At 36.4% G+C, this 23,948-nt stretch carries 23 protein-coding genes and 2 pseudogenes; 6 read left to right on the forward strand and 19 right to left on the reverse strand.

The genetic code is table 11. The annotated features are described in order from the left end of the window. Positions 1 to 209: 209 nt before the first annotated feature. Positions 210 to 1,601: a ribosome biogenesis GTPase Der gene (der, locus tag RHOW815_RS00780; RefSeq protein WP_215216476.1), complete on the forward strand. Its 1,392-nt coding sequence runs from the start codon at positions 210 to 212 to the stop codon at positions 1,599 to 1,601. On the opposite strand, the gene yidD is transcribed toward der, so the two are convergent. The 3 genes from yidD to RHOW815_RS00795 are packed head-to-tail and all read right to left on the reverse strand — an operon-like array spanning position 1,589 to position 6,501. Continuing rightward, a complete protein-coding gene (gene yidD, locus RHOW815_RS00785; RefSeq protein WP_215216477.1) occupies positions 1,589 to 1,975 on the reverse strand; it encodes a membrane protein insertion efficiency factor YidD in 387 nt (128 codons plus the stop codon). The genes der and yidD overlap by 13 nt on opposite strands. Further along, on the reverse strand, positions 1,965 to 2,915 hold the full coding sequence (locus RHOW815_RS00790; protein WP_215216478.1) for a tetratricopeptide repeat protein: 951 nt from the start codon (positions 2,913 to 2,915) through the stop codon (positions 1,965 to 1,967). Before RHOW815_RS00790 ends, yidD begins: the two co-directional genes overlap by 11 nt. Beyond that, positions 2,908 to 6,501 carry a secretin N-terminal domain-containing protein gene (locus tag RHOW815_RS00795; protein ID WP_215216479.1) on the reverse strand — a complete coding sequence of 1,198 codons (3,594 nt, stop codon included), beginning with the start codon at positions 6,499 to 6,501 and terminating at the stop codon, positions 2,908 to 2,910. The genes RHOW815_RS00790 and RHOW815_RS00795 overlap by 8 nt, the downstream gene beginning before the upstream one ends. Positions 6,502 to 6,642: 141 nt before the next feature. On the opposite strand from RHOW815_RS00795, the gene RHOW815_RS00800 reads away from it, so the two are divergent. Beyond that, the gene (locus RHOW815_RS00800; protein ID WP_215216480.1) at positions 6,643 to 7,557 is read left to right on the forward strand and encodes an O-methyltransferase; all 915 of its coding nucleotides are present in this window, start codon (positions 6,643 to 6,645) and stop codon (positions 7,555 to 7,557) included. On the opposite strand, the gene RHOW815_RS00805 is transcribed toward RHOW815_RS00800, so the two are convergent. From RHOW815_RS00805 to RHOW815_RS00835, 5 genes and pseudogenes are all read right to left on the reverse strand, one after another. Next, positions 7,544 to 8,143: a hypothetical protein gene (locus RHOW815_RS00805; protein ID WP_215216481.1), complete on the reverse strand. Its 600-nt coding sequence runs from the start codon at positions 8,141 to 8,143 to the stop codon at positions 7,544 to 7,546. The genes RHOW815_RS00800 and RHOW815_RS00805 overlap by 14 nt on opposite strands. Before the next feature lie 146 nt (positions 8,144 to 8,289). Beyond that, positions 8,290 to 8,877: a hypothetical protein gene (locus RHOW815_RS00810; RefSeq protein ID WP_215216482.1), complete on the reverse strand. Its 588-nt coding sequence runs from the start codon at positions 8,875 to 8,877 to the stop codon at positions 8,290 to 8,292. A gap of 136 nt (positions 8,878 to 9,013) precedes the next feature. Continuing rightward, positions 9,014 to 9,172 carry a DUF4277 domain-containing protein gene (locus RHOW815_RS00815; RefSeq protein ID WP_215216483.1) on the reverse strand — a complete coding sequence of 53 codons (159 nt, stop codon included), beginning with the start codon at positions 9,170 to 9,172 and terminating at the stop codon, positions 9,014 to 9,016. A gap of 92 nt (positions 9,173 to 9,264) precedes the next feature. Continuing rightward, positions 9,265 to 10,380: a hypothetical protein gene (locus tag RHOW815_RS00820; protein ID WP_215216484.1), complete on the reverse strand. Its 1,116-nt coding sequence runs from the start codon at positions 10,378 to 10,380 to the stop codon at positions 9,265 to 9,267. A 347-nt stretch (positions 10,381 to 10,727) separates the two neighbouring features. Next, positions 10,728 to 11,677 (reverse strand): annotated as a pseudogene (locus RHOW815_RS00835) (transposase family protein). Between the two features lie 75 nt (positions 11,678 to 11,752). Here RHOW815_RS00835 and RHOW815_RS08420 point away from each other — a divergent pair. Further along, positions 11,753 to 12,058 (forward strand): annotated as a pseudogene (locus tag RHOW815_RS08420) (transposase family protein); the annotation flags it as partial. A 96-nt stretch (positions 12,059 to 12,154) separates the two neighbouring features. Here the strand turns inward: RHOW815_RS08420 and RHOW815_RS00845 are convergent. The 5 genes from RHOW815_RS00845 to RHOW815_RS00865 form a co-directional block, all read right to left on the reverse strand. Continuing rightward, complete coding sequence (locus tag RHOW815_RS00845) at positions 12,155 to 12,889, reverse strand: PTS sugar transporter subunit IIA (protein ID WP_215216487.1); 735 nt, start codon at positions 12,887 to 12,889, stop codon at positions 12,155 to 12,157. Positions 12,890 to 12,905: 16 nt separating this feature from the next. Further along, positions 12,906 to 13,436 (reverse strand): PTS sugar transporter subunit IIA, encoded by a 531-nt coding sequence (locus RHOW815_RS00850; RefSeq protein ID WP_245397512.1) that lies wholly within the window; start codon positions 13,434 to 13,436, stop codon positions 12,906 to 12,908. After that, entirely contained in the window at positions 13,414 to 13,848 is a 435-nt protein-coding gene (dut, locus tag RHOW815_RS00855; RefSeq protein ID WP_434062188.1) for a dUTP diphosphatase, read from the reverse strand. Before dut ends, RHOW815_RS00850 begins: the two co-directional genes overlap by 23 nt. 28 nt (positions 13,849 to 13,876) lie before the next feature. Beyond that, the gene (gene accD / locus RHOW815_RS00860; RefSeq protein WP_215216489.1) at positions 13,877 to 14,824 is read right to left on the reverse strand and encodes an acetyl-CoA carboxylase, carboxyltransferase subunit beta; all 948 of its coding nucleotides are present in this window, start codon (positions 14,822 to 14,824) and stop codon (positions 13,877 to 13,879) included. A 93-nt stretch (positions 14,825 to 14,917) separates the two neighbouring features. After that, the gene (locus tag RHOW815_RS00865) at positions 14,918 to 15,529 is read right to left on the reverse strand and encodes a superoxide dismutase (protein WP_215216490.1); all 612 of its coding nucleotides are present in this window, start codon (positions 15,527 to 15,529) and stop codon (positions 14,918 to 14,920) included. A 232-nt stretch (positions 15,530 to 15,761) separates the two neighbouring features. Between RHOW815_RS00865 and metK the strand changes: the two genes are divergently transcribed. After that, positions 15,762 to 16,943 carry a methionine adenosyltransferase gene (gene metK / locus RHOW815_RS00870; RefSeq protein ID WP_215216491.1) on the forward strand — a complete coding sequence of 394 codons (1,182 nt, stop codon included), beginning with the start codon at positions 15,762 to 15,764 and terminating at the stop codon, positions 16,941 to 16,943. Here the strand turns inward: metK and RHOW815_RS00875 are convergent. Genes RHOW815_RS00875 through rnc form a run of 4 tightly spaced genes read right to left on the reverse strand, consistent with a single transcriptional unit; the run spans position 16,940 to position 20,330 of the window. Then, positions 16,940 to 17,572 carry a uroporphyrinogen-III synthase gene (locus RHOW815_RS00875; RefSeq protein ID WP_256439891.1) on the reverse strand — a complete coding sequence of 211 codons (633 nt, stop codon included), beginning with the start codon at positions 17,570 to 17,572 and terminating at the stop codon, positions 16,940 to 16,942. The genes metK and RHOW815_RS00875 overlap by 4 nt on opposite strands. After that, positions 17,569 to 18,261 carry a hydroxymethylbilane synthase gene (hemC, locus tag RHOW815_RS00880; protein ID WP_215216493.1) on the reverse strand — a complete coding sequence of 231 codons (693 nt, stop codon included), beginning with the start codon at positions 18,259 to 18,261 and terminating at the stop codon, positions 17,569 to 17,571. Before hemC ends, RHOW815_RS00875 begins: the two co-directional genes overlap by 4 nt. Continuing rightward, the gene (radA, locus tag RHOW815_RS00885) at positions 18,248 to 19,609 is read right to left on the reverse strand and encodes a DNA repair protein RadA (protein WP_215216494.1); all 1,362 of its coding nucleotides are present in this window, start codon (positions 19,607 to 19,609) and stop codon (positions 18,248 to 18,250) included. Before radA ends, hemC begins: the two co-directional genes overlap by 14 nt. After that, positions 19,599 to 20,330 carry a ribonuclease III gene (gene rnc, locus RHOW815_RS00890; RefSeq protein ID WP_251368191.1) on the reverse strand — a complete coding sequence of 244 codons (732 nt, stop codon included), beginning with the start codon at positions 20,328 to 20,330 and terminating at the stop codon, positions 19,599 to 19,601. The genes radA and rnc overlap by 11 nt, the downstream gene beginning before the upstream one ends. A 72-nt stretch (positions 20,331 to 20,402) precedes the next feature. On the opposite strand from rnc, the gene RHOW815_RS00895 reads away from it, so the two are divergent. Then, entirely contained in the window at positions 20,403 to 21,590 is a 1,188-nt protein-coding gene (locus RHOW815_RS00895; protein ID WP_215216495.1) for an LL-diaminopimelate aminotransferase, read from the forward strand. 4 nt (positions 21,591 to 21,594) lie between these two features. After that, the gene (locus tag RHOW815_RS00900) at positions 21,595 to 22,233 is read left to right on the forward strand and encodes a phytanoyl-CoA dioxygenase family protein (RefSeq protein WP_215216496.1); all 639 of its coding nucleotides are present in this window, start codon (positions 21,595 to 21,597) and stop codon (positions 22,231 to 22,233) included. Here the strand turns inward: RHOW815_RS00900 and RHOW815_RS00905 are convergent. Further along, the gene (locus RHOW815_RS00905) at positions 22,230 to 23,054 is read right to left on the reverse strand and encodes a hypothetical protein (protein WP_215216497.1); all 825 of its coding nucleotides are present in this window, start codon (positions 23,052 to 23,054) and stop codon (positions 22,230 to 22,232) included. The two genes, RHOW815_RS00900 and RHOW815_RS00905, sit on opposite strands and share 4 nt — an antisense overlap. Positions 23,055 to 23,067: 13 nt before the next feature. Further along, positions 23,068 to 23,898: a hypothetical protein gene (locus RHOW815_RS00910; protein ID WP_215216498.1), complete on the reverse strand. Its 831-nt coding sequence runs from the start codon at positions 23,896 to 23,898 to the stop codon at positions 23,068 to 23,070. Positions 23,899 to 23,948: the final 50 nt, after the last annotated feature.

Consider the following 23,948-nt stretch of genomic DNA (forward strand, 5'->3'; position numbering starts at 1 on the left):
ACGGACTATTAATGTTTGGACTACTGGGATATTGGATGAATTTCTTAAGTCGGCAAGTATCTTTAAAACAGTAAATTTAATTCAAGATAGGTTCATACGGATTAAAACTTAATAAGTTTTAACTAAAGTATTTTTTTAGTTCTTTCGCAATCTGTGGTTTTTTAATGGGCTTTTTTTTATTATGATTATCTTAAATCTTAAAGAGGCTTATGAAAACAATACAACTAGCTCTGATAGGGCGTCCAAATGTCGGAAAATCTGCCTTATTTAATGCAATTTGCAAAAAAAGAATTGCTATTGTAGACGAAGCAGAAGGGATAACGCGTGATCGTCTATATGCTGAAACTGATTTTTTTGGCCAGTCTTTTGAGGTGATCGATACAGGAGGAATTCATTCTGATCAGAGGATTTCTTTCCAGGAAGAAATCCGCCGTCAAGCGGAGATTGCTATTGAAGAGGCTGATGTATTGATCATGGTGGTGGATTTCACTGTAGGAATTACGCTTTTAGATGAATATGTAGCAAAAATTTTATTGCGCACTAAAAAAAAGGTTGTTTTAGCTGTTAATAAAGTAGATGACTTTTCTAAAGCGCAAGCAATCTATGAGTTTCATTCTCTAGGAATTAAAGACATTGTTGCGGTTTCTGCTATGCAAAAGTTTCAGATTGCAGAATTATTAGAGGTTGCATTTCTTGGGGTAAGTTTCCCTGATGAGGTGATTAAAGAGACAAAGGGAATCGGTACTGCAATTATTGGCCGCCCGAATGTAGGCAAATCTACCATTGTAAATTACTTGTTAAAAGAAGCAAGGTGTGTGGTTAGTCCTATTGCAGGCACCACTCGTGATTCTATCGATGTGGAGATTCAATTAGAAGATCAGCTGTTTACTTTAATCGATACAGCAGGTATTCGCAAAAAAAAATCAGAGAAAGAAGTCGTAGATAAGTTTGCAGCTTTGCGTACAGAAAGAGCAATGGATCGAGCAGATGTGTGCGTACTTGTAATCGATGCAGAAAAGGGGATTAGCACGCAAGAAAAACGGATTGCTAATGAAATCGCTGCTTTAGGTAAAGGTTGTATTTTAGTGTTTAATAAATGGGACCTTGTCAAAGGGTTCCGAATGGAACATTGTCAGAAAAGTTTTGCGCTCGATGTACCTTTTTTAACCCACTGTCCTTTATTATTTACCTCTGCAGAAACCGGAAGAAACATTGAAAAGATTTTCGATACAGTTGCTAAAGTGCACGAGCAACAATTGCGTCGTATTACAACAGGACAGTTAAATAAGTTTGTTGAACAAGTTGTGCAAAAATATCATCCCCCCATGATTGATGGAAAGCGCTTGCGTATTTATTATATGGCACAAATTGGCGTGCAGCCCCCTCGTTTTGTTCTATTTGTCAATAAACCCGAGTTGATGCTTGATTCTTATAAAAAATATTTAATCAATCAGTTTCGTTTACAGTATGGGTTTTTAGGCTCTCCTATTGAATTTATTCTAAGAGGGCGCAAAGAAAGAAAATTAGTTTCATCAAATCCTCAATTAGAAAAACAAACCATTGATTTAGAAGAAGACATAGATCCTTCTTATTTTGAATGAGGTACAGGGTTATATTTAATGAGCTTTTGATCTATCTCGATACAGCGGTAGACCCAAGGATCGCTATTTTCTCGTTGTAAACGATCGCAGCCTAAAAGGAAGCCAAGTACAAAGCCATGTTTTTGCATGGCCTGTTTCATATAGCTAGAAGAAGAAGGATAAAAGTGGCTTCTTGGTCCGTCTACTGGCGATAGAATATGCTGATGGAACCAAATGATCTTTTCTGCAAGATATATAGGTAAAGAGCAAGAAGTCGGTTCTGTTTTTTTTTGTTGTAGGAAAATGAGATCTGCATCTTTGCCCCATGGCTCAAAGTAACCTGGCAGTGCATACAAATAAAAAGGGAATAAAAGAAGCAGTAATCTAAAAAGCATATTTAAGCATCAATATAGGAAATAAACGTTGTTCTCTCATCAAATGGCAACCCAGGGTTTCATAGAGTCTTTCGTTATAGCATTTAGCTTCTAAACCTGCGCCATACACCCCTCCAAAATACCATCCGGCTTCAAAACTTGTAAAGATTACTCCAGCTGCAACGTTGCCATGGTCAAAACAATAGACAGATGCAGCGACAAATAACCCATTTAGTAAAAAAGCGGTTAAAGCGGATTGTTTTTGTCCTAAATACAAATAACCAGAACCTGGTAGTAGGGCATTTAGCAATTGTGCTTTACCAACAGACTTTTTATGCATTTGATACTCTTGCAAAAAATCGCTTAAATAAGGTCTTGGAGGGAGACTCTCTTCAATAAGACTTAAGGCGGGAAAGTCAGCAGTCAGGAAAGATTTAGATAAATATAGATCTATTGATTGATCAGGGAAGTACTGATTAAATAACTGCAGAATATGATTAGCTTGGGTTAATTGATTGGTTTGGATATAGCAATCATAGAGAACCACTAAGAGATCTTGTAAAGGTGCAAATTCTGTAGAGACAAGTCTAAGAGCGCTGTTTTGAAAAACAGCAAGGGCTTGATCGTATTTCTGACCCATATAGTAGCAAATAAGGATCCCGTATTGTATTTGCAAAAGACGAGGACTGTCAGAACAAGAAAGTAAGATCTCCGCTCTTTTAAAAGCCGTGATAGCTTGATAGAGATCGCATTCTTTAGCAAAACCTAAAGCAATCCGCATCTCTTTGCCCCAGTCGGCTGACTCTTCATCGTGAGATAGAGCTTCAAATGCAGAAGGCAGTGCTCTTATATAGCGATCATGCACAAAATATTGCAGTACAGGTTCTATCTCATCAGAGACTCTTTTATAACAACTACATAAGCTGGATAAAAAGAGAATGTATAAACAAAGTTTATTCATTCTCAGGAAGTTTAACCAAATCGAGCCCTTGATCAAATTCTTCTTTGAGGACCGGTAAAGAAGCATCATCTTTGTAGAGCCATTCTTGATGTTCGGTAACTTTTTTATATTCATCATAGGAGTTAATAATTTGAGGTCTAACAAAAATAATTACATTAGATTTTGCCAGATTACGGTCATTTTCGCTAAATAAAACACCAATTACAGGTAAACCTCCTAAACAGGGAAGACCTGTTTTGAGGCGAGTCTTAGCATTCTGAATCATTCCGCTTAAAATCACAAAGTGATTATTAGGAACGTGCACCCTAGTATCCATATGTGTATGCGAGGTTTGAATGCCTGTTAATTGTGCATTGCTTACACTACCAACAGTATTTACTAATTCTGTAATGTCATGCACGATATCTAAGGTAACCATATCGTTATCGCCTAGTATAGGGGTAATCGTTAGATTGACTCCTATATCTCGATATTCCACATTTGAAGTGGTAACTGTGTTAGTGGAGTTATTTGTTACAATGGCTCCGGTAAAAGGGATATTTTGTCCGACAAAGATATTGGATTGGCGATTGTCTTGGGTAATAATCTTAGGATTCATCACGATTGTCGTATCCACATCTGTTTGTAGTGCATTAACCAAACTACCCAAAGAAATAAAGGATTTCCCCTTATGCATAATAATATCGCCAATGACTCCTAAATCAAAGCCATTAGTAAAAGGTACCATTCCTCCTTTTGGGGTAGTCTTCGCATTGATTGATTTAAGAGTTGGAGAAAAATCCTGTGGAGCTTGACTTTGTACTAAAGGTGCTCCTCCAGGGAAGTTTCCAAAACCAACTGTTGCTTTATTTAAATACTGCATTTGGCTGCCCCATTGCAAACCAAAGTTTTGGGCATTGTTTAAACGTGTTTCAATGACGAGCACTTCGATGAAAACTTGTTTAAGAGGAGTATCTAAATTTTGGATGAGTTCTTTGAGCTTAATCAAAATACCCTCTTGTCCTGTGCTAAGAAGGGAATTGGTCACTTTAATCCATTGCAAAGAGCTCACAGCATCAGCTAGTGCGGAAGATTCTCCAGAAGATTTAGCTAAACTAGCCACTACTTGCTTTAAGGCAATTTGAATATCATCTCCACCATGAAACTGTAATTTGTAGACCAAAAAGCTTGTATTATCAATCGATTCAATCGCTGGATTTGCAGTAGATTGGCCGGGGATATCAAATTTTTGGAGCAATCCTTCTATTCTTTGAATAGCTACAGGTTCTCCGGAAATCAAGAGAATAGAGGTTTTAGGGATCCATTTTAAATTGTTAATAGCATCGAATAAAGAGGTATCTGAAACGCCTGCGCTGATTAAATTATTCATAAATTCTTGCAGAATTTCAATCAGATCATCGCCATTCACAAATTTGGGGGTATAAGTAGTGAACGTACTTGCTTTACGCTCGTTGGGGATTTTTGGAGGTTTGCCCCCTTTAGATAAATCAAAATTTTGCGCTAATTGTTGTACACGCTCAAGAGTTTGCTCTGTTCCCGTAAATAAGAGAGAGTTGGTCTCTTTAATCCAGCGCACTTTTTCTAAGGTCTCTGCAAGACTTTTATCGGGCAGTGTGGATTTTTCCAATTGGGCTGCAAAATTTTTAAGGGAAGCAATTAACTGCGTAGCAGTGGTGTTTTGAATATTATAGACAAAAAAGGTAATACTGCCTACGTGTTGGATTGACCCAGAAGCATTGGCAACATCTATGCTATCGAGTAGAGATTGTACTTTAACAAGGGTTTCTTGGTCTGCTGCAAATACAAAAGATTTAGTAGCTGCAACATAACGCACAGAGGATAGGGTGTTTAGTAATTTAGGATCGTTTAATCCTGATTCTTTTAGATCGAAAGCCAGATCGACAAGTGCAGCTTGGATCTCTTCTGCAGGGACGTATTTGGGTTTGTAAATAGAAAAAGAGGAAGCCCCTGCGGGGTATCCTTCGTTGTTATCCAAAGAGACTAAAAGTGTTTGAATTTTTTCTAAAGAGTCAGGGTCTCCCGTGAATACTAAAGACTTTGTGCTCTCAACCCATTGCATAGTTGCTACAGCAGCTAAGAAGGATTTATCGATTAAGCCGCCTGTTTTCAGAGCATGACTCATGTCTTTTAACGCTTTTTCTAAATCTTCGGATTGGCGATATACCGGTTTGTATACAAAATAATTGGACTTAGGAGGTGTTTTTTTATTAGGATGAGCTTCATGAGGTGCAATATCAAAAGTGGGTAAAATGGTTTCTATCTGTCTCAAAGCAGGCCTTGTTCCTGTAAATACTAAAGAATTGGTTTCCTTGATCCACTTCATGCTTTTAATCACATCAACAAGATCTGAATCGGGATGAGGAGAAGCTTGGAGGTGTTCTAGCATTTGGTGCAGAGAATTTGCTATTTGAGACTCTTCAGCATGTTCAATTTTATAGATGAAAAAAGAGCTATTTCCCGTTTTTGAAAGAACAGGGGTATCTAATTTTGACAAAATATCTTGTAGTTTAGCGATGCTTTGATCATCAATCACAAATAATAAAGAATTAGAATCACGCAAAACCTGAACACCAAAAATAGCAGAAGCTAATGCAGAGTTTCCTGTTTGTTTAAGCTCAGAACTTACTTGCTCTAATTCTTTTTTTAGTTCACTAATCGTGCGATTTTTGACTTTATAGAGAAATACTTTTCTTAAACCAGGTTTGGCAAAAAGACCTGCTTCTGAAGTGACATCTAAATCCTCCATGATCTCCATGGCTTTTTCAATTAAATAGGGAGTTGAAACGATATAAATCATATGTGATTCTAATTGAGGAACGAAAACGATCGGGTTTGATTCAACAAAAGGAGCGATAATTTGTTGAGTTAAAAGAATTAACTGATCCAAAGACAATTTTCTTGCATTGTAGGAATCAATTTCTAAAGGACTATGCGGCGCATCTAAACTGCTTAAAAGGGTACTGATTTGCTCTATGTTTGCAGCAATGTCGGTTACGATTAACTGCTTTGTCTCTAAAGACATTTCAATTAAAGCTGCATCGGATACCATTGGTCTAAGAATACTTGCAACCGTATTGATATTTGCATTTTTAATCCGAAATACACGTGTTACTAAAGCCGCAGGTTCTATTTTAGCGGCAGGTTGATCTTGGGAAATGATCGGTGGGATTTGATGGACTCTTTTACTAGAAGTAATCAGGATATTTTTATCCTGTTCCACTAAATTTAAGTCATGCACGCGTAGCACCTGTATTAAAACAGTCATCACATTTTTAGCAGATACAGGCTCTTCAGAAACAACAGTAACAGTAAATTGCAATTCTGATTCTTCAAAAACAAAATTTAAATTTGTAATTTTACTTGCAAAGCGAATTAACTCGATAATAGACACGTTATTAAAATTAATAGTATATGTATCCTTATCTGAGTAGATAAGCGCCTTAGAATTTTCTAATTTGTACGCAATAGGATCTGCGGTAGCAGTATCTAAAGTATAGGCAATAGTAGAAAATGCTAGTGCACACAAAGTGATTTTGTAAAAACAGTGAGATCGAAATTCTTTCATAGATTAAGGAGACTCCGGTTATGACCCTTTTACAAGGAGCTATACAAAAGATAAAATAGCTTGTAACGAATCCTAAAATACTGTTTGGTTTATTGTAAACGGCTGTTTAAGCAATAAGCCTTAATAAACTAGGAATTACTTATGATTTTTTGCAAAATGCGCTATGATCACGATGAAAACGGCAAAGAAATTTTATTAAAAGAAGATACATTTCAGGTAATGATGGAATGGGAAAAACCTTATATGCAAACCTGCATCGATGAATTACAACCTTTTGGTGATGTCTTAGAAATAGGTTTTGGACTGGGATACTCCGCTACTCACATTCAATCCTATAAACCTAAATCTCATACGATCATTGAATATCATCCCTTAATCGCGCAAAAAGCGCGCGATTTCGCAAAAAAATACCCCCATGTCACAATTATCGAAGATACTTGGCAAAATGCTCTTAAAGATTTAGGGGTATTCGATTGTATTTTTTTTGACGATTACCCTTTAGAGAGCCAGCAGTATTTAGAAAACATAGAAAAAGAAAGTCAAGAGTCCTCCCACATTGTAAAACAAGCAGAATTGCTCATTAAAGAAATTAATCAGCAATTCCCCAATTTATCTACACAAAAGTACTCCGACCAAGATTTAGATGATTTTGTAAAAACAGTTGCATCAGAGCCAGAAGATCAACTGGTTATTTTTCTACAACAACTCTATAACAATAAACAAATCACTAAGCAACAATTTGAGAGACTCACAAAAAACCACAACATACATTTGAACGAGCCTTCTGAAAAACAACCCTTTAGCTTTCAAGGGCCCTCCGATCGTTTATTTTCTTTTCTTCAGCCCTGTTTGTCTTCTCATATGCGCAATGGGTCCCGGTTCTCCTGTTTTTTAAGCGATCCTAATTCAAAGCTGATAGATCCTCGCTTTTCTGAAATCATTGCTCATCCCTATCTTGATTACCAAGAAAAACAGATATCGATCAAAGTGCCTGATAACTGCAAATATTATAAAGGGGATAAGGCTCTTGTTATAGTCATTATTAAGAGGCTTTAGATTCTTGGAGTCCTTCTTTTTTTATTTGCTCAAGGACCTGTTCTTTACAAGACTGTAAAAGATTGTCATAGTTTTCTCTTGTTTGGCTCAATTCCTCTTGTAATTGTTGTATTTTCTCAGACTTACTGTTTATAATCATTTGTTTTTCAGTTGGGTATGTCTTATCAAATTCAATATCCATTTCTTCCATTATATTCTCTATTATAAGATTTTTTTGAATTTTATCAGCTAAATGTTGAGGATATTTCTTCAAGATATTAGCTAAAGAAAGAGGAATATCTGCTATAAAAAACAAGGCAAGACCAAAATGTCTTGATGCTTGTTTAGCAACTTTGTGGTGTATTGGGATTATATCAAATGCAGCAGATGGAATGGAATAAATAGCCATTGCAGTACTAAAGATTAATTTAATAGATCCCAAACCTGCATGTATAAGCAAGTCCTGCACTCTTCCCACAATTTTTGCAAACACAAAAGCTGTGCGTACAACCAGATTTGAATGGTTTGAGAGTTGTTGTTGGAAATAGTTTCCAGCATTAATATAGTTATCACAAGATAAGGGCTTGCATTTATTTATAAAGCTCATACTAACCTCGCAGATTGTCCTAGATAGATCAAGTTCTGTTTATGACAGAAAAATAAATTCAATTTATAGTAAAGAAAAACTAAAAAAATTATTAAATCTTTTTCATTAAAAAGCCCTAGCTTTAACTACAAAAGCTTCTTCTTTTTCTATTGAAAACTATCAAATAAATGGTTTTCATGTGGTAGTTTGGTCTCAAGAAGATTTATATACTCTTGAGAGAGTTTCTTATTCTTATTTTTTAATTGCTTGTTTTCTTGTTTTAATTGTATATTTTGTCGTTCATTTAAGATCCCGACATCTGTATTTTTATCATCTATAATTTGATCGTACGTAAGTATACTAGGAGATACTTTAAGTTTTTCTTGGATTCTCTCACAAAAAAGTTTAGGATATATCTTCAAAATATTGGCCAAAGAGAGGGGAATATCTGCCACAAAAAACAAAACAAAACCAAAATGTCGCCATGCTTGTCTAGCAATTTTGTGGTGTATTGGGATTGAATCAAATGCAGCAGCTGGAATGGAATAAATAGCCATTGCAGTACTAGCGATTAATTTAATAGATCCCAAACCTGCATGTATAAGCACGTCCCGCCCTCTTCCCACAATTTTTGCAAACACAAAAGCTGTACGTACAACCAGATTTGAATGGTTTGAGAGCTGTTTTTGGAAATAGTTCCCAGCATTAATGTAGTTATCACAAGATAAGGGATTGTAGCCACCTATAAATTTCATTAATGACCTCGTAGTATCTTATTAATTAAAAGTATGATTATCTTATTAGACGTATTGACGTTTTCTCGAAATCTTTAACTTTTTGCTGTAGATGAGGGTTCCTACATTCCCACCGCCCTAGAGCACTTTTTTGGAATTAGCCCATAGATTTGAATTGCCGTTTCTCCAAACAAGCACCTGATGGCAGACGATTGTCAATCCTTTCAGCAATTTTTAAGTCCTGACAAATGGCAGCCACTAAGCCATGATGATCCATTACTGTCGTTTGAATTTCTCCTTCTGAAACCTCTACCATACCGCACCTCTTTGTTCAAAAAAGACATAATAGCACAAAAAAGCTTAGCTAATTCCAAAAAAGTGCCCTAGGGGGTAGGAATGTAGGAGGGTTCATTTTAAGCTGTCCTTATCTTTTTTCTTATGCAAGACAGAGTTCATCTTAGCTTTATTGAATTTGGTTACTATTTCAGGTGTTATTTCTTGAGTAAGTCGCTCGGCATGACGAGTCGCTATGTTTTTAGCCTTTTTTTTCTTACCATTTTTTAGGCACTCTACATATTTCCGAACATATGGTATAAAATAAAATTCTGGGTTTATTCCTTTTTTTATTACTTGAGAAATCTTATGAAGGTAATCATTAAAAAGAATATCTTTTATTTCTTTAGTTTCTTCTTCTGAGAATTCAGGCGAAAAAGTACAAACTTTATAAAATATTTCGATGTTTTTTTCGGCAAAGACTAGTGCTTGTTCTTCAGCAGTTTCAGGTGTATTTTCTAAGCAGCGTTGATATTCTGAAAAAAAAAGCTTAGTAAAATATTTAGCATGTAGATCTGCTTGTTCTTCAGCTTTTTTCTTTGATTGTATTTTTGACTGTCTTGCGAATTTTTTGGAGTAGGCATTAACATAAGTTTTAGCATAAAGCAATGCTTGTTCTTTAGCTTCTTTTTCTGAACGGTCTTTTGAAAAAATTGGATACATGATAGAATATATTCTAATACAGCCTTTAGCATATGCTATTGCCTTTTGCTGTATTTTTTTTTGGCTTTCATTGTTTTTTACGTATTCTGCATATAACATACCGAATAACTTAGGATGGTTTTCGGAAGAGATTTTTGCCATTTCTTCAGCGACTTTTGGAGGGTGTTTAACGGAGTATTTTGCTTTTTCTGTAGAGAGGATATCTTGAAATTCTTCTTTGTTAACAACCTCTTTTTTGAGTGTAAGTAGACGCTTAGAGAGAAGGTTTTCTATCTTTTCCATTTTATCTTTAGGATATCTATTTATAATGTTTGTAAGAGAAATAAACATATCTGCAAAGTAGTGCCCAGCAAAGACTAAATGAACAAAGCCTTCTTTGCCTATGTCATAGTTTGGAGTAGATCCAAACCATCTTGCTGGAATAGAATAAGGGATCTTTGTGGCGCAGAGGGCTAATTTTCCTAACCCTATAATTATATGAATAGCAATATCATAAATACGAGCAATATCTTTTATAACAATACCCACGACAAGACGAGATAATATATTAGGAGAAGAGCTCTTTGAGCAAAAGTTTTGAAAATGATTTCCCAGGTTTCGATTAGAGTCAACAGGATTAGATACGCTCATAAAAATTCCCCTCTGTTTAAATAGTCTTTTGCCTGTACAAGATATAAGATTCAATGCCAGAGCTTTATTATTTTAAGCTAAACAAGAAAAAAATGCGTTTAATATTAAAACTCTTTTTTAATTAGTATTTTTATGTTTATATAATAAATGTGCTTTATAATAATAACATTATTACTAACATGTATTTATTGTAAAACATAATGTATGATTTTTATTAAATAATAATAGACCTCTTTCAAAACCCATTAACATAGCTCCAGATTATAAATGCCCGCAATTAGATTGAACCGAAGACCAAACCTTTTTCGTCTATTTCTATAACGATCAGCTAAAATTTTGAATCGCTTAAGCAGACCAATAGCATTTTCATTAATTACACGTTCTTTGGAAAGGAATTGATTATTTTTTTGTCNNNNAAAAGAACGCTTTACAATCCATCTTCTAGAAATGACTGTAAAAGTATGAAGTGCATTTCTTTTTGCTATTTCTACTATATATTCTAATATTTCCTGTACATTCTTTGCAAATCTTTCTCCAGAATATCCTCACTTTTGAAAAGATTTTAAACAGGCTCTTAGGCATTTGGGTTTTAGCATGAAGCTTTTTAAGTCCTAGATACCCTCCATCTGTTAGAAGGTTTATTTCGGAATGAAACTTGATTTTAGAATCCTTAAATATCCTAAAATCATGTCTTCTACCTTTGGAAAAAAAGGTACAAATAATCTTTTTTGTGTCCTTGCTCATTACAAGCTGCGTCTTTAAGGTGTGCCTTTTCTTCTTCCCTGAGTAAAAATGTTTTTGTTTTTTTAGGGCGCTCTATGGGTGTTTCTGTGGCATCTATTAAAATAACATCATATTCCATATCGCTTTTTAATAGCTCTTTACGTCCAAGCAGTGCAAATAGGGGATGTTTTATCAGGGTGTATTCTACCCATTTTATTGTTTTATAAGCTGTACTTTCACTGATATTATAGCTCTGGCTTATGTGAAAATAGGTTCTATACTCTCTTAGATACTCTAAGGTCATCAGTAACATGTCTTCTATTTTTAATTTATTGACGCGGCCTCCTCGGGCTTTTTTCTCTTTGTGACTTATCTCCAAAATCAAGCTCATTTGATCAAATGTCCTACGTTTTACTCCGGTTAATCTTCGGAATTTCTCGTTGTCTAAACTTTTTGCTTTTTCAAATTTCATCATGCCCTTACGTATTTTTAAGGGCATTATTTTATACAAGGGCTTTTTTATTTCCTAGTTTTGAAAGAGCTCTAATATCGAACGTATTTTCACACAGGTTGTAGTTACGATCTGAGTGAAAGTGCATGTTATTGAGCCTGCAGATGGGTAGAAGACACATGGATTAAAAGCAGGAAGTTTTCACTGCCTGGGAAAAAAGCTCTTCTTAAGAGTGACATGGAATACGAAGTAATTCTTATAGATGCATCAGAAACACCTATAGAGCGTCCCCAAAAAAAGTCAAAGATAAAAAATCGCAATAATAGACAGAAGCATTTTTACTCCGGAAAAAAGAAAAAGCATACGATCAAAAGTCAAATAGTCGTAGATAAGAAAACGAAATAGAAATCGACGGAAACGCTTTTGCCTAAGATTTAATCTTATAGCAGGAATCTATAATTGGGAGCTTTAAAATTCAGGTTATGCAAGAGGTCTAATCTATCCAATAGAACGGATCTGTCCTTCCCAATTTCGAACAAAATCTAATAGAGTAGCTTTATCAGAACGGTCTAGTAACAATTGAAATGCCTCTTTATAACTACTTAAATGTGCTAATTTTGCCAGAAGTTGAAGATGCGCTTTATCACTCCCAGCAAATAAGAAAAATAGCGTGTGTACTGGCTTAGAATCTAAAGCTCCATATTCCAGAGGTGATTCAGGATACACAATAAACACCATGTCAAATGATCCTTTCGCCATTGCTTCTCTTGTATGGGGAACCGCAAGACCATTTCCTAAAGCTGTTGGGCTTAAGTCTTCACGATCGATTAAAAGCTCTGTTAATATATCTGCATCCACATTGAGTTTAGGAGCTACAATTTTAGTTACAGCAGAAATGATCTCTTCTTTCTTATTTCCTTTGATATTAGTTAAGACGTCTCCTTGGTGAAGAGCGCGATATAGACAAAACTGCACCATTCCACCACTCACTGGATTCTCTATTTGCGCTTGCTGCTTTTGGTCGGTTAGAGGGTAGATTTGTTGATCGCAAGAAGCTGTTTCTTGAAGCTTTTTCAAATCAAATTTTAGCATCCAGTTTTCTATTTCGATTAAGCCAAACCGGTGCTCTCCATTAATACAATAAGAAGGAATTTTATTATGAAGCAATAATCTATGAATCGCGGCTTCTGAAATATTGAACAACTTAGCAACGTCTTTAATTGTAAGATCCATGGTTTTTCCTCTTAGTTTAACATCCGTTAAACATTTCGATTACTTCTTTAGCACAATGGCATTTAAGCAGTTTTTTGCGCCTTTCTTTATTTTTAACCGCCATTGTCAAATGAGACAAAATGCGCAAGTATTCTGTTTGTCGATTATCGGGACCTCCAATCATAAAAATGAGTTGGACTGCTATACCATCAAGAGCGTCCCATTCTAAGCCGTGCTGTACCTGAATTCCTACTGCGATAAAGAAATCCTTATAGCTATGTAGCTTCGCATGAGGAACTGCAACCCCAAGCCCAATTGCAGTAGGAACAATCTTTTCTCTTTCTAAAATTGCCTGATAAAATCGTTTAGAATCTTGAAGCTTTTTTTTCTCTTCTAGTAGACTCACTAAGCGATTTAAAGCATCATCACGATTGTTAGCTTGCATAAATAAAACGAGATCTTCATTTAAATAATCAGAAATTGCCAACGTACTATCCCGTTTAAAAAAATTCCTTAAATCACTAAAACCTAATGAGATTTGATGATTAATGCGTGCCAGTATGGCCAAACCCACCCTCTCCTCTTTTAGTTATGGCTAAATCATTTTTCCTGGTAAATACAGATTGTATAACAGGTGCAAAAACCATTTGCGCAATACGCATACCAGGAGTAATTATAAAATCTGACTTGCCATGATTTATTAAAATAATCTTAATTTCTCCTCGATAATCAGAGTCGATGGTACCAGGAGAATTTAGTACTGTAATTTGTTGTTTTAACGCAAGTCCGCTTCGAGGGCGAACTTGCGCTTCATAACCATTTGGAATTTCCAAATAGATCCCTGTGGGAATAAGAAGAGAAGCTCCGGGCTTCAATACCTTTTCTTCCGTTATATGCGCTTTTACATCTGCTCCTGCTGCTTGCTGAGAAGCATACTCTGGAATACACTCTTCTTTTTCTAAATCAATTCCTACTTCCAATCTCTCAGACATCTATTTTCCTTTAAATTTAACGTTTTAGTCCTTGTCCTGCAATAGTACTTAGTTCTAACAGATCTTGTAGTTTTTGAGGGATTTTTTTCAAAGGTTTTTCTAATAAAGAGGTTTTTGTTTTTTTTTGATGTGTTAAAAACATTAAGAGGTCGCTTAAAGTTTGTTTTAACCGATGACGGGACACAATACAGTCAATCATTCCTCTTTCCAAAAGAAACTCTGAGCATTGTGCGTTTGAAGGAAGCTTTTTTCTCATGGTTTGTTCTACTACTCGAGGGCCTGCAAAACCGATTAAAGCATCTGGTTCTGCAATAATAATATCTCCCAAAGAAGCAAAGGAAGCTGTAACGCCGCCTAATGTAGGGTTTGTCATTACAGAAATAAAAGGCAGTCCTTCTTCGTGCAGTTTTGCTAAAGCAGCAGATGTTTTTGCCATTTGCATCAAAGAGAGCGCCGATTCTTGCATTCTGGCTCCTCCAGAAGCAGAGACAATAACTATCGGCAGTTCGTGATTTAAGGCATATTCAATCAGTAGGGCAAGTCTCTCCCCCACTACCGATCCCATAGACCCCACCATAAACGTAAAATCAAGCACTCCTAAAGCAATCTGTGTTTCGCATATCGTAGCTTTCCCTACAATCACCGCCTCATCACGACAAGAGGTTTTGGTCGCTTTCAAGATTCTATTTACATAAGACTCTGCATCTGTAAAATCCAAAGGATCCATTGGCTTTAGATCTGTAAAAAGCTCTTCAAAACTATCCTGATCCGATAAAAGTTTAACCCTTTGAGAACCTGACAAACGATAATGGTAATTGCATTTCGGACAACAAGAGAGATTTTCTTGTAATTCATTTGCATGGATGATCTCATGACAGTGCGTGCATTTAATCCATCCACTATAACCATCTTTTTTAATTGTTTGAACTTTAATCTTTGGCTTATTCTTTGAAAAAAGACCCATAAATAAAACCAGTTAATTTGTAAGTAAAAAGTAATTATATATTTAAAGCTATTCTTTAAGCAACAACTAAAATGAAAAAATCTCTATTTAAATTTATTTTTTTGCAGAGAGAAAGCGTTCTTCCACATTTTTCCAATTGACCACTTTAAAAATATTTTTTATATAATCAGCTCTAACATTCTTATAGTCTAGGTAGTAGGCATGCTCCCAAACATCAATCCCTAGCAATGGTACATACTTTTTTATACAAAGAGGATCTTGATTAGCGCATGTAGTCATTACGATTTTTTTTTCTACCCGATTATAGCCCAACCAACCCCAACCAGAACCCTGAATAGCAATCGTTATAGAGCTAAGTTGCTCTATTAGATGCTCTAACGAACCAAATTGCTCTATAATAGCCTTTAAAAAATCCCCCTTGGGTTTTTCCCCTCCTCCTTTATCTATAGGAGCTAAGTTGGTCCAAAAAATACTATGGTTGAGATGACCGCCGCCATTAAATTTAATAGCCTGCTGCAATTCAATCGTTGTAGATAAATCCCTCTTTTTTTCCGCTTCCGCATATTTTTCTAAAGCAGCATTTAAATTGGCTACATATCCAGCGTGGTGCTTAGAATAATGCAATTTCATAATCTCTGCAGAGATGACCGGTTCTAAAGCAGAAAAATCATAAGAGAGATCGGGTAATGTGTAAGGGGCAGACATGAAAATAAACTCCGCTATTTTTAAGATAAATGATGTGATTCTAAATATAAACCGCTTACTAATATTTTGCAAAAGTCTACGGATAAAACAGGGCATTTTTTTAGTAAAAACCAATTACATTCACCTTAATCTCTTATTTTTTATCTAGAAATATTCTTTCTTTAGATTGACAAATTTTCTCAAAAAAAATTAAAAACTTTCTAAAATCTACATACAACCCAAGAGATTTCTTATGCTAAAATCCTATTTATTCACTTCGGAATCTGTTTCTGAAGGACATCCTGACAAAGTAGCAGATCAGATTTCCGATACGATCTTAGATATTGGTTTGGCTCAAGATCCTAAAGCAAGGGTGGCTTGTGAAACTTTAGTGAAAACATCTATGGTTGTTGTTGCAGGAGAAATCAGCGCGCAGGCGCAAATAAATTGGGAAAGAGCTATTCGAGATTTACTCCTAAACATAGGCTATGACAACATAAGCTCAGGTCTTGATGCAAATTCTTGCTCTATTATCAATGCTATTAGCCAACAGTCTAGTGATATTGCTATCGGCATAGATCGAATAGAAGATGATCAGGGCGCTGGAGATCAAGGTCTGATGTTTGGTTATGCTACTAATGAAACAGATGTGCTGATGCCAGCACCGATTACCTATGCTCACCGCTTAATGCAGCGTCAAGCCTTTTTGCGTAAATCGGGTAAATTATCTTGGCTACAACCAGATGCAAAAAGTCAGGTCACTTTTTGTTATATCGATAAAAAACCAGCTTATGTAGATACCATTGTTTTATCTACACAACACAAAGAAGAAATTAGTTATTCCGATTTAAAAGAAGCTGTCATCGAAGAGATGATTAAGCCAGTAATCCCAGCTAAATGGATTACAAAAGATACACGTTATCTCATTAATCCTACAGGCCGTTTTGTAATCGGTGGTCCTCAAGCCGACTGCGGTTTAACAGGTCGTAAAATTATTGTAGATTCCTACGGTGGTGCAGCGCGTCATGGAGGAGGAGCTTTTTCTGGTAAAGATCCTTCCAAGGTAGATCGCTGCGCTGCTTATATGGGAAGATATGTAGCTAAAAATATTGTAGCTGCGGGATTTGCCGACCGTTGTGAAATTCAAATCTCTTACGCTATTGGCGTAGCGAAACCAACTTCTGTTTTTGTAGAGACATTTGGCACTAATCACATCGATGAGAAAAGAATTATGCAACTTATTCTACAACATTTTGATTTAAGGCCCCATGCTATTATCCAACAGCTTAATTTATTGCAGCCAATCTATGCAAAAACCGCAGCATATGGACATTTTGGAAGAGATGATATCATTTTCCCCTGGGAAAATACCGATAAAACAGAGGAGTTACTAGCTAGCTTTAAACCTAAACCTTTGGAAATAGCAACGCCTTAAATTATCTCAGATAATGCCTTTTGCGTAATAGGTCCCATGGTTATAAGCTTTTTATCTAAGGGAATAGCAGAAAAAATCTCTAAAAAAGCTTTGATAGTCGAAGGGCTTGTAAAAATAATTTCATCTATATCTTCTAGATCAGGAATAGGCTGATTTTTTTGAACAACTGTATCGTAAATAAAACAATCTTGAAATGAGATATTTGATTTTTGAAAAAAATCCATGATTACATTTCTAGAAAGACTGGAACGAGGGAAAAAAAAATGGGTTTTTTCTAAAGACTGTGTACGCAAAAAAGCAACTATTCCCTCTTGCGTCTCTTTTTCTGCAACAAAAGAGCAATGGGCATATTTTTTTACATAACTAGCAGTAACTTGGCCAATGGCAATGATGGTAATCGGCTCTAAAAGATTTTTAGATATGCCAAGGTCGTTTAACTGCTGAAAAAAAACCTGAACCGTATTTTTACTAGTAAATAGAAGATGTGTATAGTTTGATAACTTGCTATAAGCTGCCTTAACATAGGAGTCCATTCTGGGCACAATTTGAATCACGGGGTAGTGAATGATTTGGGCCCCCTTTGCTTTATAATACGAAGGATCTGTTCCCAGATAGAGAACTTTCTTCACAAATAACTATTGATGAGATCTAGTTCTTGGAAAGTATTTATTGCAGAAAAAACCTGCAACATCTCTTGATCGTCTTGTCTAGCAACAACGGCTAATTTACCTTGCAACGCAGCTACTTCTGTTGATAAAAAAAACCGATTTAAATGTGTTAAATGTAAGCGAATCAATGCAGCTTCAGCCATAACCAGCCCCTCAATTTCTCCTCGGTAAAGATAAGCCAAACGAGCTTCAATGACTCCGCGAATATCTACACAAATCAAATCATCTCTTAAATTTTTAATAGCTTTTTCACGACGCAGAGTAGAGGTAGCAATACGCGCTTTTTTTGGCAGGGTATCTATGGTTTGGTGGGGAGGTAAAACCAAAACATCTCTTGCATCTACTCCTTTCGTGATAGCAACTATTTTTAATCCTTGTTCTAAAGGGTCTGGTAAATCTTTAGCTGAGTGAATTCCTACTCTACAAATCCCGGATAACACTAACTGATCTACTTCTTTAGTAAAAAAATCGATTTTACTTAAAAATCTCAAAGAAAGATCTAATCTGTCATCTCCTGTTGTCCGAATCCAAGTAGGCACAAAAACACGATTTGGATGAATCATTTGCAGCTCTTGGCGCACTTCTTTTACTTGGGCGCGCGATAGACGAGAGTTTCGCGCTGCTACAAAGATTTGATTACATAAGTGCATGAATAGCATCCTCCACCACTTCTACTTCAATGAGACGAATTTTATGTAACAGATCAGAAGAAATACCTTTTACATTGCGTTTAGGAATAATACATTGCTTAAATCCCATATGAATGACCTCTCGAATTCTATTTTCAATCCGAGAAACACTACGAACTTCACCTCCTAGTCCCACTTCACCAACAATGGCTGTGGAAGGATCTATACAACTATTACAAAAAGAAGAGGCAATAGCTAGAATAACCCCTAAATCAATAGCTGGCTCAAAAATCTTCAACCCTCCTGCAATACATACAAATATATCACAATTATAGAGTCGGTAATCCATTTTCTTCTCTAATACTGCGAGTAGCAGGCTTAATCGATTAGGATCTAATCCTGTTGATTTGCGCGTTGAGGTAGAAAAAGAAGAAGGGGCAACCAAAGCTTGTGCTTCCACTAGTAGTGAGCGACTCCCTTCTAATGCAGGAATAATTACAGAGCCTGGCAACTCTTTTGTTCTCTCTTCCATAAATAATAAAGAAGGATTATGCACTTCGGTAAGTCCTGTTGTGTTCATTTGAAATAAGGCAATCTCATCTGTAGGACCAAAACGATTTTTCACAGAGCGAAGCATCCGATATCCCTGTTGTTTTTCTCCTTCAAAATCCAATACGGTGTCCACAATATGCTCTAGCACTTTAGGTCCTGCAATTTCTCCTGATTTTGTCACGTGACCTATAAGAAAAGTTGCAATTTTTAACCCTTTTGCTAGATGCATAAATTCCATAGCTAATTCTCGCACTTGGCTAACAGAGCCCGGGGCAGAAGGAATTTCACTTTTATATACAATCTGTATCGAATCAACAATCATTATATCAGGTTTTAAACGCTCGATCTGCAGTTTAATATGAGAAAAAAGAGTTTCACTTAATAGAAATAGATGTTCATCTTGCACTTTGAGTCTTAAAGCTCTTAAGGAGGTTTGTTCAACGGACTCTTCTCCACAAATATAAAGAACGGTTAATCCTTGTTCAGCTAGTTTTTGAGCCAGTTGCAACATGAGAGTGGATTTACCAATTCCAGGATCGCCTCCAATGAGTGTTAAAGAGCCAGGGACAATGCCTCCTCCTAGTAAACGATCCAGCTCTATCAGCTTGGTTGAGATACGCATGGATTCTTCGAATTTGATCTCTTTAATTCGTAAAGGTTGTGATTTGCTATGTGCAAACCGCTCTGATTTATCAACTGCTTGAACCTCTTTTTCAAAAGTGTTCCACTTTTGACAAGCGGGACAACTCCCCGTCCATTTAGCTTGGGTAAGCCCGCATTCTCTGCAGCACCAAATTGAACGTTGTTTAATCGTCATACTTGTTTTCCAATTTATTCAGCGCATTTTCAGCGGCCGCTTGTTCTGCTTGCTTTTTAGAAGGGCCTGTCCCCTCTCCTATTTCTTGATCTTCAATATAAGCAATTACTTGAAATATTTTGCTGTGATCGGGCCCTGATTCTTTTAGTACTTTATAAGTAGGCGGTTTTTGGTGTTTTTTTTGTGCATAATCTTGTAGTTCTGCTTTCCAATTTCTCAAGGGCTTATAAATAATCTCTTTAATATTTTCTTCAAAATGATGTAAAAAAAACCGACGAGTGGCTTCTAGCCCCCCATCTTTGTAAATGGCTCCAATGAGCGCTTCAAATAAATCCGCTACAATTTTTTCCCGACCGCGTCCATCGTTCATCCTTTCACCTTTACCTAATAAAATAAATTCTGCAACATTTAGCTTAATTAGAAGCTGAGCACAATTGCTTGCCTCTACAATAGAAGAGCGTAAATTAGAAAGATGACCCTCAGGTTCTGTTGGTAAATGTTCATATACATAATCAGAAATAATTAATTCTAGAACCGAGTCTCCTAAAAATTCTAAACGTTCATTATGTTGATCTACAACCGCTCGATATTCATTAAAAAACGATCGATGCACAAAAGCTAAAATAAGAATTTTTTTGTTTTTAAATTGATAGCTTAAGCGTTCTTCAATTTCCGATATTTTCTCAAGTAATGTTTCAAATGGATTCATCTTATATGTCATGCTCCACGCTTATCTTCTCTCTCTTTACTTTTTCATTAAGTCCAGACATACTATATCATCTTAGGGGTTTTCATGGTTGCGATTAATTCTTGTTTTCAGCGTCTAAAACGCACATACATTTTTTCATTAATTGAAGAAAAAATAGCCACGTTGCATAAAAAAATCTCCCCTGATCCATTGATTAATTTAAGTATAGGGGATATAGCGCTACCTTTAGTCCCTACTGTAGCCCAAGCAATGAGCCGGGCTGTACTAGAGATGGGAACCTTCTCAGGCCTAAAAGGATATAGCCCTAGCAATGGTTATCTATTTTTACGAGAAGCCATTGCAAATACGCACTTTGCTATCCTACAAATCACTCCCGATGAGATTTTTATTTCAGATGGCATCAATACCGACATCACGAATATCCTAGATTTGTTTTCTCTATCCTCTATTGTAGCAATCCCCGATCCTACCTATCCCGCCTATCTCGATGCGACAATTCTTTCAGGCCGAACCAAAATCATGACTCTACCCTGTTTAGAAACCAATCAATTTCATCCCTATCCCCCATCTGAAGCCTGTGATCTGATCTATTTATGCTCTCCTAATAATCCGACAGGCGTTGCTATGAATAGAGATCTTCTGGCTACCTGGGTGAATTATGCTTTAAAGCACAAAGCTGTTATCTTTTTTGATCATGCTTATGAAGCATTTATTAACTCAGTAGACGTTCCTCATTCTATTTTTGAAATTCCGGGTGCTAAAGAATGTGCGATTGAGTTTTGCAGCTTTTCTAAATCTGCTGGATTTACAGGTCTGCGTTGCTCCTATACAATCCTTCCTAAAGCTCTTAAAGCGCGCTATGAAGATCAAGAAATCTCTTTGCATACTTTATGGCATCGAAGACAGGCTGCCAAATCCAACGGGGTTGCCTATCCTATTCAAAAAGGAGCTTTAGCTACTTTGCTTCCACAAGCTCAGAGTGAAATAAAAGCGCAAATAAACAGTTACCTTGCTCAAGCCAAAGCGTTAAAACAGGGTTTGATCCAATTAGGACTTGACTGCCATGGAGGAATTGATAGCCCCTATATTTGGGTAAAAACCCCTAAAGGGAAAAGTTCATGGGAATTTTTCGATGAGCTTTTGATTAAATGCCATTTAATTAGCATTCCAGGTGTAGGCTTTGGAAAATACGGCGAAGGATTTGTTCGCTTTTCTGCCTTTACCACTCCTGACAAAGTAGATTTAGCTCTTAAACGAATCAACCAGTTATAGACTTATGCGCCTTGTGTTAACAGATGACCAAAAAGAATTTTTCCAGAAAAACCGTTTTATTGAAATTGAAGGATTATTGCCTCTAGAAAAAATCACTCAAATAGAAAAGCTCTCCGATCTAACCCTAGCTAAAAGAACGGGCTCAGGAAGCTCTTTTCTGCAAGGGTATGATCTATGGCGCGATAACAAAGAGCTCAAAGAAATCCTGCATAAACGCTCTTTAATTAAGATTATTGCTGAGCTTTTTAATACCTTTCCCTTAAGAATAGCTTTTGATCAATACATAAAAGCTATTTTCCCATCTCCCATTCAAACCACTTGGGCCTTAGAAGAGCTCTCTTGCATTAAACCGCTAGCTGGAAGCATGTTGATTCCTTTATCCTTTTCCAAACTATTAAAATCCCATTTTCCTTTCCCCCAAAAAGGAAATGTTTTATTTCTAGCTCCAGATTATCCCATTCCGTGGCCTTCACTTTTTGGATTAGAGGACCTAAAACTCCTTATTGTAAGTTTTGCTCCTGAAAAAGCACTCTACCAACAAGAGATAAGAGACCCTCACCAACACGTGCTCAAAAAATGGGGCTACGTATTTGGTGATAGTCTCAGTAATCAACTTCATCCTCTTCTCATTGTAAGTCGCTAACCTATCTGCCGATTTAAAGAAACTCTATCTCCTATTAAAGGAATGGAATGTAAAACTTTTGGCTGAAAAGCCAAATTAGCAGCTATCTGTGCACGTTCTTGGGAATTTGAGCGATTATATTGATCTACAACTTCTATTTCTCTTTGCTTTAACACATTTGCTTTGTTTACAGCTTGAGTCAAATTGTGAATCTCTTGACGAATCTCTTGAACCAACCCTTTATGATTCATTCCATCGAATTGCTCTAATTCTTTAGCCAAACTATCCCAATGAGTGAGTTGTTCGCTCATACCTTTTCTTAAATCTTGTTGCTTATTGGTCAGATCTTGAAAATGGCCTACATGCTCAACAAGCCGGATTTCCTGTTTATGAAGATTTTCTAAAGTACCACCAAGAGAGGTAAATCCATTCTGATAGTCTTTGATCGCTTTTAGAGAATTTCCTATTCGAACTAAACGCCTTTCTTGCTCGCTAAGCCTCGTATCTACCTTTGGCATTAAACCATCTACTTTATTACACACATCTTTAAGACCTGGCACTTGATCTTTTACTTGTTGTGAAAGATGATCTAGCTTTTGCAGCGTACCATCCATGCTGCTTAAACTGCTCTTTAACGTTTCAATTTGAATATCTTGTTTGGCATTATAGTAGGCACCTAGCAAAGCCCCCCCTAAGAGCAAAGCTCCAGGAACAGGTGGAATGGCGCTGCCAGCAGCAGCAGCTGCTGCTGCTGCTAACATAGCCCCACTTGCAGGAGACAGGTGTCTACCCAGATTAACTATTCCCGAAAGCGCTCGACAACCAGTAGAAATGATGCTCATCTTAAAAATCTCCTTATCTTGGTCTGCTATTTTTTGATCGAATGGAATGTGCAATCTTTTCTAATTCTGTGGAAGGTTGTTCGAGGGATAGTTTTATCCCTTGTAAATAAGTAAGGTCTTTTTTTAATTGGTGTAGTTCTTTACTATGCTCCTTAAGACTTGGTTCTATGCGAAGTACATTCTCATTCAGCTGATCTAGCTTTTTAGTCATTTTACCTATCTGCTTTTCTAGTGTTTTTATTTCTTTATCGGAAGTAGAAAGATTTTGAAGCTTTGTTAATGCTTCATTTAGAGAATGGGTTAAGCTTTGTACCTCATACAAGTCCTTTTCCCATTCTTTTTTTTGCTTTTTAGTGTGTTCTACCTTTTGCTCTACTTCCCTTAGTCCTTGATCACCTTGATCTAGTGTTTTCTCTAAGTTTCCTGCTTGAGTTTTTAAATTCTCTAGTTTTTCTGCAAGAGATGCAGCTACAGGGCCTTGTTCTTTAAGTTGCTGCTCTAGGTTTCCTGTCCCTTGCTCGATTAAATGAGCTGCTACCAACACTTTTTGAGCTGCTCTATTAACTTTTATAGAACTAAGTACACATCCAGAGCTGGTAACGCCTGCAGCTCCAAGAGCACCTAATACAAAGGGAGCAGCAATAGGAATAGCCAGTCCACCTGTACCAATTCCGACTAATATAAAACCTGTTAGTAAAGATGCTCCTCCTAATATCATACCGGTTACTGCTGCTGTTTTTTTTGCAGTGTATGCTAATGAATGTTTATTCACTTTTTCATGAAAACTTTGCGAATCATATTGAGTCAGAGACGTTGATGAACTATGCAACTCTTGTGTTAACATAAACCATCCTTATATTATGTTGGATTAATCACCCTACGCTGAAGACCAAA

This window comes from Candidatus Rhabdochlamydia sp. W815, assembly GCF_018642185.1.
Lineage (GTDB): Bacteria > Chlamydiota > Chlamydiia > Chlamydiales > Rhabdochlamydiaceae > Rhabdochlamydia > Rhabdochlamydia oedothoracis.